The organism is candidate division KSB1 bacterium, from assembly GCA_022566355.1.
Classification (GTDB): domain Bacteria; phylum Zhuqueibacterota; class JdFR-76; order JdFR-76; family DREG01; genus JADFJB01.
Genome location: JADFJB010000046.1, coordinates 16,192 through 32,559, shown reverse-complemented (window position 1 = coordinate 32,559; position 16,368 = coordinate 16,192). Strand labels below are relative to the sequence as shown.

10 protein-coding genes are annotated in these 16,368 nt (G+C 37.8%); 8 read left to right on the top strand and 2 right to left on the bottom strand.

Translation table 11 applies throughout. The features are described 5' to 3' along the window. Positions 1 to 1,098 precede the first annotated feature (1,098 nt). The 5 genes from IIC38_09905 to IIC38_09885 all read left to right on the top strand — a co-directional run bounded on the left by IIC38_09905 (position 1,099) and on the right by IIC38_09885 (position 7,402). Complete coding sequence (locus IIC38_09905; GenBank protein ID MCH8126264.1) at positions 1,099 to 2,391, top strand: nodulation protein NfeD; 1,293 nt, start codon at positions 1,099 to 1,101, stop codon at positions 2,389 to 2,391. A gap of 40 nt (positions 2,392 to 2,431) precedes the next feature. After that, positions 2,432 to 3,193 carry a slipin family protein gene (locus IIC38_09900; protein MCH8126263.1) on the top strand — a complete coding sequence of 254 codons (762 nt, stop codon included), beginning with the start codon at positions 2,432 to 2,434 and terminating at the stop codon, positions 3,191 to 3,193. A 208-nt stretch (positions 3,194 to 3,401) separates the two neighbouring features. After that, entirely contained in the window at positions 3,402 to 5,102 is a 1,701-nt protein-coding gene (locus IIC38_09895) for a glycerol-3-phosphate dehydrogenase/oxidase (protein ID MCH8126262.1), read from the top strand. A gap of 127 nt (positions 5,103 to 5,229) precedes the next feature. Next, positions 5,230 to 6,390 carry an AAA family ATPase gene (locus IIC38_09890; GenBank protein ID MCH8126261.1) on the top strand — a complete coding sequence of 387 codons (1,161 nt, stop codon included), beginning with the start codon at positions 5,230 to 5,232 and terminating at the stop codon, positions 6,388 to 6,390. Between the two features lie 76 nt (positions 6,391 to 6,466). Further along, on the top strand, positions 6,467 to 7,402 hold the full coding sequence (locus IIC38_09885; protein ID MCH8126260.1) for a P1 family peptidase: 936 nt from the start codon (positions 6,467 to 6,469) through the stop codon (positions 7,400 to 7,402). Positions 7,403 to 7,427: 25 nt separating this feature from the next. Here the strand turns inward: IIC38_09885 and IIC38_09880 are convergent, their stop codons facing one another. Together IIC38_09880 and dacB are read right to left on the bottom strand one after the other, a co-directional pair. Next, positions 7,428 to 7,694, bottom strand: coding sequence for a hypothetical protein (locus IIC38_09880; protein ID MCH8126259.1), 267 nt, complete (start codon positions 7,692 to 7,694; stop codon positions 7,428 to 7,430). A gap of 100 nt (positions 7,695 to 7,794) precedes the next feature. Further along, a complete protein-coding gene (gene dacB / locus IIC38_09875; GenBank protein ID MCH8126258.1) occupies positions 7,795 to 9,273 on the bottom strand; it encodes a D-alanyl-D-alanine carboxypeptidase/D-alanyl-D-alanine-endopeptidase in 1,479 nt (492 codons plus the stop codon). A 256-nt stretch (positions 9,274 to 9,529) separates the two neighbouring features. Between dacB and porU the strand changes: the two genes are divergently transcribed. From porU to IIC38_09860, 3 genes are all read left to right on the top strand, one after another. Continuing rightward, positions 9,530 to 13,513, top strand: coding sequence for a type IX secretion system sortase PorU (gene porU / locus IIC38_09870; GenBank protein ID MCH8126257.1), 3,984 nt, complete (start codon positions 9,530 to 9,532; stop codon positions 13,511 to 13,513). A 123-nt stretch (positions 13,514 to 13,636) separates the two neighbouring features. Continuing rightward, complete coding sequence (gene glmM, locus IIC38_09865) at positions 13,637 to 14,989, top strand: phosphoglucosamine mutase (protein MCH8126256.1); 1,353 nt, start codon at positions 13,637 to 13,639, stop codon at positions 14,987 to 14,989. Between the two features lie 38 nt (positions 14,990 to 15,027). Continuing rightward, positions 15,028 to 16,362 (top strand): thymidine phosphorylase, encoded by a 1,335-nt coding sequence (locus IIC38_09860; GenBank protein MCH8126255.1) that lies wholly within the window; start codon positions 15,028 to 15,030, stop codon positions 16,360 to 16,362. Positions 16,363 to 16,368 lie beyond the last annotated feature (6 nt).

Genomic DNA, 16,368 nt, shown 5'->3' with positions numbered 1-16,368 from the left:
GTTCTCGGACAGCCTGATTTTTTATCGGGGATCTATGTGTGGCCTGTGTAACAAGATTCCCGATAATCCCGCCCAGGCGGGACGGGAATGACAGTTTTATATATCAGTTATGAGGTTTGTGAATAATTCAGGTTAATTTATTTTTGGTATATGAAGTTTATTAGTGTCTATAAGATTTGTGCCTTACTCCCCTTAATAAAATTTTCTACTATTGTAATTTTAAAAAAATCCCTGCTACGGTGGCTAGGGAAAAAGGGCCTCACTGTAGTACAGTGGGTACCGCCTGATACGTTTCAAACGTCCTCCGGTGTTGTAACACTCCCATCCGGGACGAGGCCTGTTTTGGACGCCCAGAGCTAAATTCCCATTTTTATCTTATTAGTCCTTTTTCATAAGAGCCACCAAATAGCAGGGAAATTTGATGAAAAAAACATATCTAAAAAATAAGTAAAAATCCAATCAATTAGGTTATTTAGCAACTTTTTTAGATAAAAAAAAATGTAAAGAACATGGGCTTAATAAATCTACTTATTATATCGGAACATCAATCCGTATACTTAAAAAATTATAATCTAGTAAGAAGATTTTAACTATTCAAACCTGAAAACAATTACCTTGCTTATCATACCTCCATGTAATATACTATCACTGTTCAAGGTGCTTATTGCTGAATTAACTAATTTTAATCTGGTTTAGATATTGAACTACAAGACATTGATGAATTAAGAGGACAGCTCGAACGGTCACAGGTTAAACAATCAAAGGACCATGCAACTACTTCGTTGCTTTTAATTGTAACTATTAATTTATCCCAAGAAATGCTAGAATTTCTATTTTTGCAAACTATTTGTACATCTTCCATAAATTCTTCTGCGCGGGCTATTAAACTTGTCATTGCATTTCCTTTCATTTGGTTTGATCATTCTAACACAAGAAGTATGCCAATGATTTTCAGTTGGGACGGACAGATTTCAATGAATCTTTAAGCACAAAAATGGAGTATTTTAAGAAAACTCTTTAAATAATTTATTTTCAATTAGTATCAATCAAAAACAATTGTCTCCAAATGAATCGGTTGAAGTGAATTTTGAGGTTTTTATGAAGAGATTATTATGTGTATTCGTATTGCTGTTTTCTATTTACGGATCGAGTTTTACCCAAGATAAAAGACCGGTTTACGTCCTCGAATTAAATGGAGTGATTAACCCTGTTTCAGCAAAATTCATTCACGAAGCTTTAGATCAGGCACAGGAAGATGGCGCCGAATGCTTCATTATACAAATGGATACTCCCGGTGGGCTTATGGAATCCATGCGGACTATCATTAAAGATATTTTGGCTTCTCGAATTCCTGTAATTGTTTATGTTAATCCGAGTGGTTCACGAGCCGCCTCTGCAGGTGTGTTTATTTGTTATTCTGCTCATATTGTTGCAATGACTCCCGGGACAAATATTGGGGCTGCTCATCCGGTTACTATTGGACAAACCGATTCAACATCTGCAATAATGGAAAAAGTGACGAATGATGCGGCAGCTTATATCCGCTCGCTTGCTGAGAAGAGAAACCGCAATGTTGAATGGGGGGAAAAAGCTGTTCGCGAGAGTGTTTCAATAACAGAAAAGGAAGCCCTGGAACTTAATGTAATTGACTATATTGTCCCAACGTTAGATTCCCTCTTGAGTGTTATTGACGGCAAAGAAGTTGATATGGATGACCAGAAATATATTTTGCATACTGAAAATGCGGAAATTATTACGATTAGAATGAATTGGCGTTTCCGCATTTTGGATAAAATATCAGATCCGAATATTGCCTATATTTTGATGTTATTAGGTATGTATGGAATCATATTTGAACTTTCGAATCCCGGATCTGTTTTACCCGGCATTGTTGGCGTTATTTTTCTGATTTTAGCATTCTTTGCGATGCAAACGCTTCCGTTAAATTATGCAGGATTGATGTTGATTATCTTTGCTATCATTTTGTTTTTATTAGAGATAAAAGTTGTGAGTTATGGCTTGTTAAGTATTGGAGGAGTAATATCTATGCTATTAGGCTCTTTAATGTTGTTCGATTCGCCCGAACCTTTTTTTAAAGTTTCTCTTTCCGTAATTTTGCCGGCAGTGATTCTTACCGCAGCCTTTTTTCTATTTGCTATAGGATTCGGTCTCAAAGCACAGAAACAAAAACCGGTGTCGGGAGCAGAAGGTATTATTGGTGAAGTTGGAGTGGCTATTGAAAAAATTAATCCGGAGGGAAGAATTAAGGTTCATGGTGAATTCTGGAATGCTGTTGCAGAATCACCCATTAAACCAAAAGAAAAGGTCAAAGTATGTGCAGTACTGGATGGATTAATGTTGAAAGTTGAACCACTAAAAAAATCGGATTAATCAAATCATCGTTAACTAAAAACATCATTTAGGAGGTTTTATGCTAGGTTTAGGTTTACCGGTTGTAGTCGTTTTTGTACTCTTTTTACTTGCGAGTATGATCCGCGTTTTGCGCGAGTATGAAAGAGGTGTGATTTTTCGTTTAGGAAGGGCAATCGGAACAAAAGGTCCGGGTTTAATCATTCTCATACCCATTATCGATCGCATGGTTAAGGTTAGTTTGCGAGTAATTGCCATGGATGTTCCGCCTCAAGATATAATCACTAAGGATAATGTTTCAATCAAAGTAAATGCTGTTCTTTATTTCCGTGTTGTGGACCCGTTAAAAGCTATTGTTGAAGTGGAGGATTATTTATATGCGACTTCTCAATTGGCTCAAACAACTCTTCGTTCGGTATTAGGACAAGCAGAGCTCGACGAACTTCTGGCATCTCGAGATAAAATTAATCAGGAGTTACAGGCAATTATTGATGGTCATACTGATCCATGGGGAATAAAAGTTGCTATGGTAGAAGTGAAGCATGTGGATTTACCACAGGAAATGCGGCGTGCAATGGCTCGACAAGCCGAAGCGGAACGTGAACGGCGTGCCAAAATCATTCATGCCCAAGGTGAATTCCAGGCTGCGAGAAAAATTTCAGATGCCGCAAAAATTATGGCTGAAAATCCGATTTCCTTGCAGCTGAGATTTTTACAAACCATAACCGAAGTGGCGAGTGAAAATAATTCAACTATTGTTTTACCTCTACCAATTGACATTATAAAACCGTTTTTAGATTTAGCAGAAAGAATAAAAAATTAGTTTTTACAAAATTAAAATAGTAATTGCTTTATGTTTTATTAATCCGTTTATTTTAGTAATACAATTTAAAACAAAAATGCCCCGCCTTTTGGGAGGTTCGTGCTGCTACATGCGTGAAATCTGGATGATAAGGCGGGGCATTTTTGTTTATGCCAAAATAATCAAAAACTTTTTAGGATGCAGAAATCTTTGATTTTGATAAAAAATCATGAAAATTCAATTTGTACAAAATGTTCGATCCATTCCGTTTTCATTCCAAACCCGCGAAAAAATTATATCTCAACTGGAAAAAACCAAGTATGATATTTGTATCATTGGCGGGGGAATATCCGGGGCAGGTATTGCAAGAGATGCATCTTTACGAAGACTAAAAACGTTACTCGTTGAAAAGTCTGATTTTGCGGCTGGTACAAGTAGTAAGTCGTCTAAATTGATTCACGGTGGTTTTCGTTACTTAAAACAATATCAATTCGGATTGGTTCGCGAAGCACTTGTCGAACGCTATAAACTCCTTCATCTTGCGCCACACCTTGTTAGCAAATTACCTACAATATTTCCAATTTATGAGGAGTCGGACGATTCGTACTGGAAAATTAAAGCTGGAATGACCCTCTATGATTGGCTTTGCGGATTTAAAAGGATCGGTACCCACAAAATGCATAGGGGGCGCCAATTGCTAAATTTAGTACCGGAACTAAATAAGACGAACCTGGCAGGTGGGGCTGAATATTTTGACGCCAAAGCGGACGATTCACGCTTGGTTATGGCTACATTGCAATCCGCAGTGCAGTCAGGTTGTGATGCGATCAGCTATTTCAGAGTTGCCGGATTTGAAAAGCAAAATGGTATCACAAAAGTTCTTTATGGCCATGACGAAATAAAGGGTGGGAAATACAACATCCGAGCAAAAGTATTTGTCAATGCAACCGGAGCCTGGGGAGATATAACACGCCGTTTGAATAATGAAGTCATCAACCCGAGAATTCGCACGACAAAAGGCATACATCTCGTTGTCCCAAAGAATCGTCTTAATCTGAATTATGCGGTGATGCTTATTTCAACTTTGGATGGACGTCCATTGTTTGCGGTTCCATGGAGAGAGTTTGTTTTACTCGGAACCACTGATTCCGATTTTGATGGTGATTTGGATTTGATCTATTCAACCATGGAAGATGCGGATTATCTCTTGGACTCTTTTAATTCCGTATTTCCGGACATAAAATTGACGGAGAATGATGTAATCAGCAGTTATGCTGGCGTCAGACCACTTGTGTTTGAAGAGGGAAAATCAACCTCGAAAATCAGCCGTGAGCATGAAATATTTGAATCACCCAAAAATTTATACAATCTAATTGGTGGAAAACTTACAACTTATAGAAAAATGTCAGCCGACTTGATGGATATCATTTTAAAAGTCCATGAATTTAGTGTACCGAATCGTTGTTTAACGGACAAATTCCCATTATACGGCAGTGAAATAGAGAGCTATGAACAAAATTCATTAGAATTAAAAAAGACATTGGTAGAAGATTTTAGCCTGACCGAAGATGATGCAATGTATTTATTGAGTGCTTATGGGTGTCATGTTAAAAGTCTTTTTAATTATCTGAAAGATTCGTCACAGAATTCCGAGAGTATTATACGAGGCCTACCCTTTATTTGGGCACAACTTTACTATGCCATTGATTATGAAATGACAATCTCTTTAGACGATTTTCTAATACGAAGGACGCACATTTTTTCACTGGACTGGGACCAGGGTACACAAATTGTCGGAAAATGTGCTGACATAATGGGTAAAACTCTTCAATGGAATGAGGATGAGAAACAGAAGCAAATTGAGAAATACTTATATAAAGTTGATTTATCCCGGAAATTTCGTCGAATTAAGAAAATTAGTAGGAATTGAAGATTACGCAATATTTTAATTATTCTTGTTTTTTGGACTTAATTGGATTAATGTTTTTCTAGGACATTTAGTGTCAAATAAAAAGAGATTGAATATTAAATATTAATTGTAGAAGAGTATCGAAATAATGCGAATTTCCAAGTTGCATGCAAAAGCCTTTAAATCCATAATGGATCTTGAAATTAAGCTTGATCCTCAAATCACAGTGATCATCGGTCCAAATGAGAGTGGGAAGACCAATCTTCTTCGTTCTTTCGAAGCTTTCAATTCAAGCTGCACTCTTTCCAAAGAAGATACATGTCAATATTCACCTTATTATAATGATGATAAATATCCTGAAATCTCCATCGAGTATTCAGATATTAATCCCAAAGTAAGAGGCATTTTGGGAGATATTTCTCCAAAGTTAAAAGAATGCAGCTCATTCGAGGTCCACAGAGTTGGCCCTTTGGCAAATGACTATCAATTAAAAATAGATGATAAAATAATTCCCATAAAGGATTGTGCAAAATTATTAAAGTTACTCCCCCAAAATATTTATTTTAGCAAAATTCCTCTTATCAAAAGTAAGGTTCATTTAAATGAATTGCAGAGCTCTGGTAGCCAATTTCAAGGTGAGCGAGATTTGCTTATTATTGGCGGAGTTGAAGATTTTAAAGTCATTTTTGAGGATTCTACCAAAGGCCGCAGGAGGAGAGAAGAAGTGTCTCGTTTCTTAACGGAACAAATACGGGAAGTTTGGAGTCAAGACCCCACATTAGAAATTAAGCTGAATGTCAATGGTGATTTGCTTCATATCGACATATCTGATGAAACAACTGTATTCGATAACACTGAAACCAGGAGCTTGGGATTTTCTTGGTTTCTGTCTTTTTATGTTGTTTTTATGACCCAGACTTTAAACAAGAGAAAGGCTAACTGCATCTATTTAATTGAAGAGCCTGGGATTCACCTGCATCCATCAGGTCAAAAGGATCTGGTTAGACTTCTTGAAATATTATCACAAAAAAATCAAATTATTTATACAACACACTCCCCATTCATGATTAACAGGGCTCATCCGCAAAGAGTACGGTTGGTTTCTAAAACTAAAAATGGTACTGAAGTAGATCATGAGGCTTATCGCGAAAACTGGAAGCCTTTACGAAGCTCGATAGGTGTTATGGTTGGTGATTTATTTTTCTTCGGGAATAGTGGCGTATTGTTAGAAGTCCCTACTAAAAAAGTTCCTTTTATGAACCGGATGTTATCCATGCGCTTGTGGGGCCAAGAAGAAAATAAAAATTAAAAAACTACTTTACAAAAATTCTCGCAAAAACTAACCAAAAATAATTATACAAATCGATTCAATCGGATTTCTTTTTATGATTAAAGAGTTTACTATGAATCCGATTCAAGGAATTCGAATCGGACAGGCACAAGATCAAATTGCTGAAACCGGATGTACCGTTGTGCTTTGTGAAGATGGAGCTGTTGGTGGATGTGATTTACGAGGTTCAGCGCCAGGAACAAGGGAAACGGAACTTTTGCGGCCCGGATTTTTAGTGGAGGAAGTCCATGGAATTTTATTGACGGGAGGTAGCGCCTTCGGCCTGGATGCGGCAGGTGGTGTACAAAAATATTTGGAAGAAAGAAACAAAGGTTATGATGCCCGGGGAGTTCGGGTTCCCATAGTTCCGTCAGCAGTCTTGTTTGACCTTCATACCGGTGACAAACTGGTACGTCCTGATAAGAGTATGGCCTATAGCGCTTGTAAAAATGCTAAGGAAGAGATGATTACTTGTGGCAAGGTTGGCGCCGGAACCGGAGCAACAGTCGGGAAAATTGCCGGGATGGAAAATTGCATGTTGGGTGGAATTGGCTATGCAAGTGAAAAGTTGAACTCCGGTGTTGTGGTTAGCGCTATTGCGGCAGTCAATGCGTTAGGGGATGTGATTAATCCAAAATCAGGCAAAATTATTGCGGGAGCAAAAGATTCAAAAAGCGGGAATTTTCTTGATACTGCCAGTTACATTCGCAAGATTCAAATTCAATCTCCAATAGGTCCCGAAAATACTACTTTAGCGGTAGTAATGACAAACGTAAAATTTACAAAGTCGGAAATAAATAAAGTTGCTCAAATGGCGCAAAATGGGATTGGGAGAGTAATTCGTCCGGCGCACACCATGTTTGATGGAGATATTGTCTTCTCTTTGAGTGGCGGCGATCTAAGAGCAGATGTGAGCCTGGTTGGAGACATGGCTGCTTATGCATTAGCCCAGGCAATTATTTCAGCAGTAGAAATAAGCAATGAATTATAACGATTGTTTGAGCAAATTAAATTACTTATTTTACCACCAAATAGATCAATCCGGCAAGAGCTAGGATTGGTAATAATGGGCCTAAGATCAACAATGGTGCGAAAATAACAGCAACTACGGCTACTACAAACCCTACCGGAATAAGAAAAAGAACAAACAGGGAAGCAAATACTGCTGCCAAAATCTGGAAAGGGATGCTGATTAGGAAAATACCAACTTTAAATACAAGAGCCAATACTTTGAAACTTATGAGTAAGAAAAATACCAAAAAAAAGAATGCTAATAATTCCATGATTTCTCCTAAGTTGAAATATTGAAGTTCTAATTTATATCTTTACGATATGATCCTGGATCAGTTGCGGGAAAAACCTTTTCATTTCAATAACAGAAAGTTACTTTATTCGAGAAAAATTTGCTAATATTTCTCCAACCCTGTCTTGTAAAGTACGATATGGCCAAGAAGAGCCAATAAAATTTTGCATCAAAATCGAAAAAGCCAGGACTTCATTATCTACAGTTGAAATATACCCGGATAGTGCACTAACGCCGCTGACCGTTCCTGTCTTGGCTCTCAAATTCTCAAATGCTTTGCCTGATTTCATTCTTCTTTCCAATGTCCCATCCACTCCGCCAATAGGCAAAGAGGCCAAAAACTCGCCCTTTATATTGAATTTATGGTACATATGATCCAATAATTGAATCATTAAATCTGAAGTTACCAGGTTGTAATGTGAAGCTCCGGAACCATCTACTATGCGATATGTTGTGGAATCCGCACCAATTTCCTGCAAAAATTGTCGAATGATTGTTAACCCGTGTTTTGCTGTTCCGGTTGTATCAGTGATTTCTGCTGCCATGGTTTTTAAAATTAATTCTGCGGCAAGGTTATCGCTCACTTTATTTGTATTATAGATCACCCGCGAAAGTGGATCAGATTTATGTACAAATAACGTATCCACTGATTTTGGCATAACTCCTCTTTTATAACCTCCTTGGATATTGATCCCAGCCTCTTGTAAAAGAGAATAAAGAGTTGAAATGGTATAGATAGCTGGATTTTCAACATTTAACCAGGTCGTATCCGGTCCTGCATTTATAGGATAATTTCCGCTTATTTCAAAATGATTTCGGTGGGCCATCCAATCCCGATCGACTTTAAGTTTATAGTCTAGGAGAGTATCAATAGTAATGCCAGAATTTGACATCGAAAATCCAGGGCTGTACGGAATGATTTGGTATTTAAGAGTGTCTCCAACCGAATCACCAGGTGTAACGATAATTTTAGTCACATTTTTCTCCAGGCTAAGCGCCGATAGATGAGGAAAGTAAGTAGCAGGGTCATCGTCCCACATCCAACCATGCCCGAATCGGATGGAATCTAAAAAAGTATCATCTGCAATAAGGTCACCAGTGATGGATCGGATCGAATTTGATTTCATAAAATCAACCATCTCTAATAAATCTGTAAGTTCTAATTCGGGATTTCCCCCGCCTTTCAAATATAAATTTCCGTGAATGATGGTGTCGGTTGTCGTAAATGCTGCCGAGTCAGCGGTGAGTAGAGTTCGAAAAAAATAATTCACACCCAATCGCGAAAGAGCGGTGGCAGTGGTGAGGAGCTTCATATTCGAAGCTGGATGAAATAAGGTTTGACTATTATGTGAAAATAAAACGTCTCCGTTGTCCATGGATTTGACCATGGCGCTATAATTTGATTGTGCCATTATTGAATCTGAAAATACAGCATAAATTTCATTTTGTAACTTCTGAACAGGTAAAATTGATGAATCGGTTTTATGAATTGATGTTGAGGCACATGATTGTAAAACAATGAAAGAAGTCAGGACTAAAAGTCGTTTAACAATTTTCACAGATGATCTCCAAATTTAACCTGATCAGTTTAATTGTTTTGTGACGAAAAAGCAATAGCAGACTGGTTAATTAATATAGTAACAAAAAATTTGAGGGCTGAATAAACCCTATTTTATCTTTTTTTTTGAAAGAGTTAAACATTATTTTTAAATTATGGAATCTTTAATACCTTTATTAAGGTTCTATTAATTGTGGATGAATTTTTATTCCGATAATATAATATGTTAATCATTTAACACAGGACGACGAATCGCTTTGAATCAAAAAAAACTATTTGTACGTTTTGCCTTAATGGTACTCTTAATAATTTTTAGTAGTGAATCAGGGAAATCTCAATCTGTAAAATCGGATACCAATTATAAATTACTAAGATCGGACAAGGGGGGTGTCCAAATAGTATTTACTCCCAAAATCGAAAAAGAAAATAATCTGATCAATGGCACCTCCAAAACCCGTTACCAATATTCACAGGGTTATGTTTTTTCCAAACCGGGTGAGCCGGAAATCCCAGTTCAAACTTTTGTGGTTGGAATACCGGAATATGCTAATCCCAAGGTCACAATCATCTCAAGTTCGATGGACGAAGAAACTGGAATTGATTTAGTCCCGCTACCAGTTTACGATACTACAAATGACCTTCCCCAGCTGAGTTATCCTGATTTTTATTCAGTCGACAATGAGGATGCATGGTTCCCTTCGAATCCAATTATTATTGAAGAGCCAGCTTATTTCAGCGATTTACGTATTTTGAGAATTCATGTAGTCCCAATTCAATATCACATAAAAAGTAAAACAATCCGTAAATATCAACAAATTGAATTTCGAATCGATTTTTTAAATTCATCATCTAATTTACCCGCATCCGGAATTAATAGCCATATTTCAAAAGGGCAGGAAGATTTGTATAAAACTCTTGTACTAAACTATGATCAAGCAAAAAATTGGCTGCGATCGAGAAAACAAACTTTGAAAAAACCTGGGCGTTATTGGTTGCAAGGAGATTATTACAAAATCATTGTCAACGAAGATGGTGTTTATCGAATTACCGGAGATTTTCTGCAGCAAAACGGCATTAATATATCATCCATTGATCCTTCCACAATCAAGCTATTCAATAATGGCGCAAGACCGTTACCCAGGGATATTAATACCAACCGCCCTGATAGTTTGGTTGAAAATGCAATTCAACTTTTTGGTATGGATGATGGCAGGTTCGATACAGTGGATTATATTCTTTTCTATGGGACTGATGTAAAGGGTTGGTATTATTCAACTCAGGAAGAAAGATTAAAACATTTTGTGGATCCATATACCCTTGATAATATCTACTGGCTGACGTTTAATGAAGGCAGTTCCGGAAAAAGAATGGCAGCACCTGCAACGCCGTCTTCAATTACTTCTATCGCAACGACTTATCAAGCTGCTATTTTTATTGAAGAGGATATAGCAAACATTCATCATTCCGGCTTGATTTGGTATGGAAAGCAATTCATTAAAGGTCTGGATGATGAAGAGCGAACCTTTCCGTTGAACTTACCCAATTTAATGCCTAATAGTAATGTTGAAGTATATGGTAATTTTCTATCTACCGCTGGCTCATCTCATTCTTTTGAAATTCGGATTGATAATGAAAAACTAGGAGAATTCAATTTTTTTGGAACCCGGATCCATGAAAGTGGGTTATCTTTTACCCTAACAAATCCAAGCTCATCACCTTCCTTGAATGTTAAGTATTTTGGCACTTCTGCCATTAGTATCGCCTATTTGGATTGGTTTGAAATATTTGCCGAATCTGAATTGCAATTGGTAGATGACCACATCGATTTTTATGGTAACCGTGGAACAGGATCAATAGAATACAAAATTGCAGGGGCGACAGATGCTAATTATAATGTTTATAATATCACGAACTTGGCAAATATTCAGGAACTGGAATTCACATTTCAAAATTTAATGATTACTTTTCGAGATTTTCAAAATCCCGACCTGCCCGGACATTATATCGTAGTTAAATCGGATCAATTCAAAACTATTTCAGGCATAACTTTAGATGAACCGAGTGATTTACGCAATCCAAATAATAGTGCTGATTTTTTGATTATCACACATGAATCTTTTAGTAATGCGGCAAGTTCATTGAAAAATTTACGTGAAAGTGTTGATGGTTTAAGTACCACAATCGTTAAAATAACAGATGTTTTTGATGAATTTTCTGCCGGCCGATATGATCCTACAGCAATTCGAGATTTTTTAAAATATGTCTATGAAAATTGGTCTAAAAGGCCTCAGTATGTCTTATTATTTGGCGATGGAGATTATGACTACAGAAATATTCTGAGCAATGATGAGAATTGGCTACCATCTTACCAAACCGAAGAGCCAGGTGAAATCGAAAACCGCACAGTGGAAGATTGGTTCACATATGTCAGTGGCAATGATCAGGTCGCCGATTATACCATTGGCCGTATTCCTGCGCAAACAACAGAAGAAGCGGAAAATCTAATCGATAAACTGGTTGAATATGAATCTACTTCAAATTTTGGTCCCTGGAGGAATTTAATTACTTTAGTGGCAGATGACGAATTAGTTACGGGAGGTGTTGGAGAAGAAACTATTCATACCAGGGATACTGAGCTACTTGCTGAAAACTTTATCCCGAAAAGATTTGATATACGAAAAATATATTTGACCGAATATCCCGTTGTTTATGATGCGTCTGCGTCGGGTGTTCGTAAACCTTCAGCCAGTGAAGATTTGTTGGCTCAAATGAACCAGGGCACATTAATAATTAATTTTATTGGGCATGGCAGCCCACAGTTATGGACGCATGAAAGAGTTTTGCTGGATTCTAGGGATTTTGAGAAAATTCAAAATGGCAACAGGTATATTTTCTTTATAACCGCAACATGTGATTTCGGACGTTTCGATGATCCACAAGAGCAGAGTATGGCAGAAAAATTGTTAATGGTTGAAGGACGAGGAGCCATTGGATTATTAACCTCTGCCCGTTTGGTTTATGCGTCATCAAACGCCCGATTCAACAAAAGTTATGTGAAATTTCTTTTCACGGACCCTGCAAAACCACTTCGAGTAGGGGATGCGATGCGATTAGCAAAAGTAAATAGTATTAACGATCAGAAGTTTCTTATTTTAGGCGATCCAACTTTAATTTTAAAAGTTCCCAAGTTAAATGTCATTATATCGGATTTTTCTCCAGATAGCCTAAAAGCATTAAGTCTAATTTCAGTAGAGGGCTATATATCTGATGAAAATAATACGAATTACACTGGCGGAGGAAAAACATTTCTCAAAACATTTGATTCTCGAAGACAAGTTGTATATACAACGAAAAATGGTCAAAGGATATCCTACATTATGCCGGGTAATCCAATATTCCGTGGCACTGGTACAGTTGAAAATGGTCAGTTTCAAATGAATTTTATTGTCCCTAAGGATATTTCCTATGGAGGCAGGCAAGGCCGAATGAGTTTTTATTTTGAAGGTGAGGAAACGGACGGTACGGGGTTTGTTAAAAATTTGATCGTAGATGGAACTGCTTATGACTTAATAGATCATGAAGGTCCTGACATCCGTTTTTTTGTGAAGGGTACAGATGTGATCGATTTTGCTTTACTGAACAAGGAAGATAAAATTGAAATTAAGATTGAGGATGATAAATCAGGAATAAATATCACGGGAGATGTGGGTCATAAAATCACAGCTACGGCTGATAATGATGCCAAAAATATTCGGGAAGTCACTCAGTATTTTGAATATGAAACCAATAATTATCTCAAAGGATCCTTAACGATCCCACTTACATTATTTCCTGAATTCCAAAATTCAAGTCTGTCGGATGAAACACATACTCTGACAATCAAAGCGTGGGATAATTCGAATAATTCATCTAAGCAATCATTGAGTTTTACTTTGATTGATGGCGATCGATTAGTGATCGATGATGTATTAAATTATCCCAATCCATTCCTGGATAATACAACCTTTACTTTTGTCCTCAGCGCCGATGCCGAAGTTGAAATCAAAGTGTTTACAATCGCGGGGAGGCTCATTGCTGAGTTGGATCCATTCCAGGGTACGTTTGGATTTAATATGTTTGAATGGGATGGCCGTGACCAGGATGGCGATGAATTGGCAAATGGAGTTTATTTCTATCGATTGAAGGCAAAAGGCGTAGATAGCAGCAGGGAATTTATAGGGAAGATGATAAAAATGGAATGAGGTTTATTTGACAGAAAACCTCATTGTTAGTGATTATCTCTCATATCTTTAAAAAACAAGTTTTTATTCGACAAATTGTTATATATTCTTGGCCTATTATTTGTAATTGAACACGAGGTTTAATTGTCCAAATTGATGGTGAGTATTTCAGGAATTCGTGGGATTGTTGGCGAATCTTTTACACCATCGGTTATCCGAAATTACACAGCAGCATTCGGATTAACTATGGGTAAGAAGATTGTTGTGGGCCGGGATACCAGAGTTACAGGAAAGATGGTTGAAAACTTTGTTGTCGGGACACTTCAATCTATTGGTTGTGATGTGGTTTCAGTCGGAATTACGCCAACGCCAACGATTCAAATTGCTGTTGAAAATCTTAATGCAGCTGGAGGGATTGCCATTACCGCAAGCCATAATCCGATTGAATGGAATGCCCTGAAATTGATTGGTCCCGATGGATTATTTTTAGACGAGATGCAAGGCAAAGCAGTTATAGACCTTGCAGAGAATCTGGAAATCGAATATAAAGATTGGCAATCGATAGGTCAATATGAAATTTATGAAAGGGCAATTGAAGATCATAAAAATGCCATTTACGATTTACCATTTATTGATGTGGAAGCCTTGCGAAAAAGAAAATTCCATGTTGCAATTGACTGTGTGAATGGCGCAGGTTCATTGTTTTTTCCTGATTTTTTACAGTCATTGGGTTGTGAAGTTGTGCAAATCAACACAACACCAAATGGCATTTTCCCTCACACACCTGAGCCGTTACCGGAGAATTTGCAGGAATTGATAGAGCTCACTAAATCCTCTGAAGTGGATCTGGCATTTGCAACCGATCCTGATTCTGACCGCCTTGCCATTCTTTCCGAAAAGGGAGAACCGCTGGTTGAAGAATATACGCTCGCATTAGCCGTAAATTTTATGCTTTCTTATAAGCCAGGTCCCATTGTAACTAACGTATCAACAACTATGGCAATTGATGACATTGCAAATAAATATGGTGCACAAGTGATTCGTACCAAGGTTGGGGAAATTCATGTTGCCAAAAGAATGCGTGAAGTAAATGCGGTTATCGGCGGAGAAGGAAACGGTGGTGTAATTCTTCCGGATATTCATTTGGGTCGGGATGCCCCGATCGCAGCTGCAATTACGCTGCAGCATTTACTTGAATTTGGTGGTACCATTTCAGCTTTGCGACAAAGCTTACCCCAATATGTAATGGCAAAGAAGAAAGTTGAAGTTGGCAAGACTGACACCGATTCTATTCTTACGAGAATATATGAAAATCACAGTCATGAGCAAATTGATTTGACGGATGGAATAAAAATAATATGGGAAAAGTCGTGGGTACAATTACGTAAATCAAATACCGAACCGATTATCCGAGTTTATGCCGAAGCGGAGACAAAAATCCAAGCTGAATCGCTTGCAAATAGTTTTCTTGATGAACTTTTACAGTACGACAAATAATTGAGTCTATTTTAGTGACTTGAAACCTGGGACGAAAGATGTTTAATCCTGTTGAAATCATTCGGACTAAACGTGATGGTGCGGAAATATCGCCTGATAGATTGGCAGAATTTATCAAAGAATTTACTGCAGGTAATGTATCAGATTACCAAATGAGCGCCTTTATGATGGCGGTTTATTTTCAGAATATGACGGTAGAAGAAATGAGTTCTCTGGTCCATGCTATGCGAGAATCCGGCAATGTATTGGATTTAAGTGATCTCAAGGGCGTTAAATTAGACAAACATAGTACAGGCGGCGTGGGTGATAAAATATCTCTTATTTTAGCTCCTCTGCTTGCAAGCATGGGACTAATTGTGCCAATGATATCCGGCCGGGGACTTGGACATTCAGGCGGTACTCTGGATAAGTTGGAATCAATACCAGGGTTAGATCCAAAAATCTCATTGTCCAGAATGAAAAAAGTGATCGAAAAAGTAGGATTTGTCATTGCCGGTCAGACGGATGAATTGGTTCCGGCAGATCGTAAAATGTATGCCCTGCGAGATATGACGGCAACTGTAGAATCATTGCCTTTGGTTGTTGGCAGCATAATGAGTAAAAAATTATCAGAAGATCTGGATGGTTTAATTCTGGATGTCAAAACGGGCAAAGGATCCTTTTTCCCAAATGAGCAGGATGCTATACATCTGGCAAAACTTCTCATCAAAGTTGGGGAAGGATTTGGAGTAAAAACTCGGGCGTTGCTGACCAATATGAATACTCCCATTGGCAATGCAATCGGAAATTGGGTTGAGGTTTATGAATCTATTGAATGCTTGCTTGACAAAGGTCCTGAAGATACTATGGAATTGGTTTATGCACAAGGTTTGGCTGCGATGCAGCTTTCCGGTGATGATAGACCTGCAAATAAAATTGTGGCTGGCTTAAGGAATGCTATTTCTTCCGGAATTGCGATGGAAAAATTTACTCAATATGTAGGCGAAGTGGGAGGTGATGTAGGTTGTGTGGAGAATTATCAAGATTATCAATTGCCGCCTAAGATTGAAGTACGATCTGCAAAATCCGGTTTTGTCACGGCAATAAATGCTTTCGAAATCGGAATTGCGACTAATAATGCCGGAGCGGGTCGCACAAAAGCTAGCGATAGGGTCGATCCGGTTGCCGGGGTTATATTAAAGAAGAAAGTAATGGATGAAGTTGAGGTGGGTGAACCTCTTGCATACCTGTATACACAAAAGCGTGAAAAAAGTAATTTACAAAATCAAATAAGTGGGGCTTTTCAAATCCAGGAGAAGCGTGGTCATAAAGAATCACTTATTTTGGGGGAGGTTGACCGAAACGGTCAATTAGTGCCATTTAAGGTGAAATAGTAACTA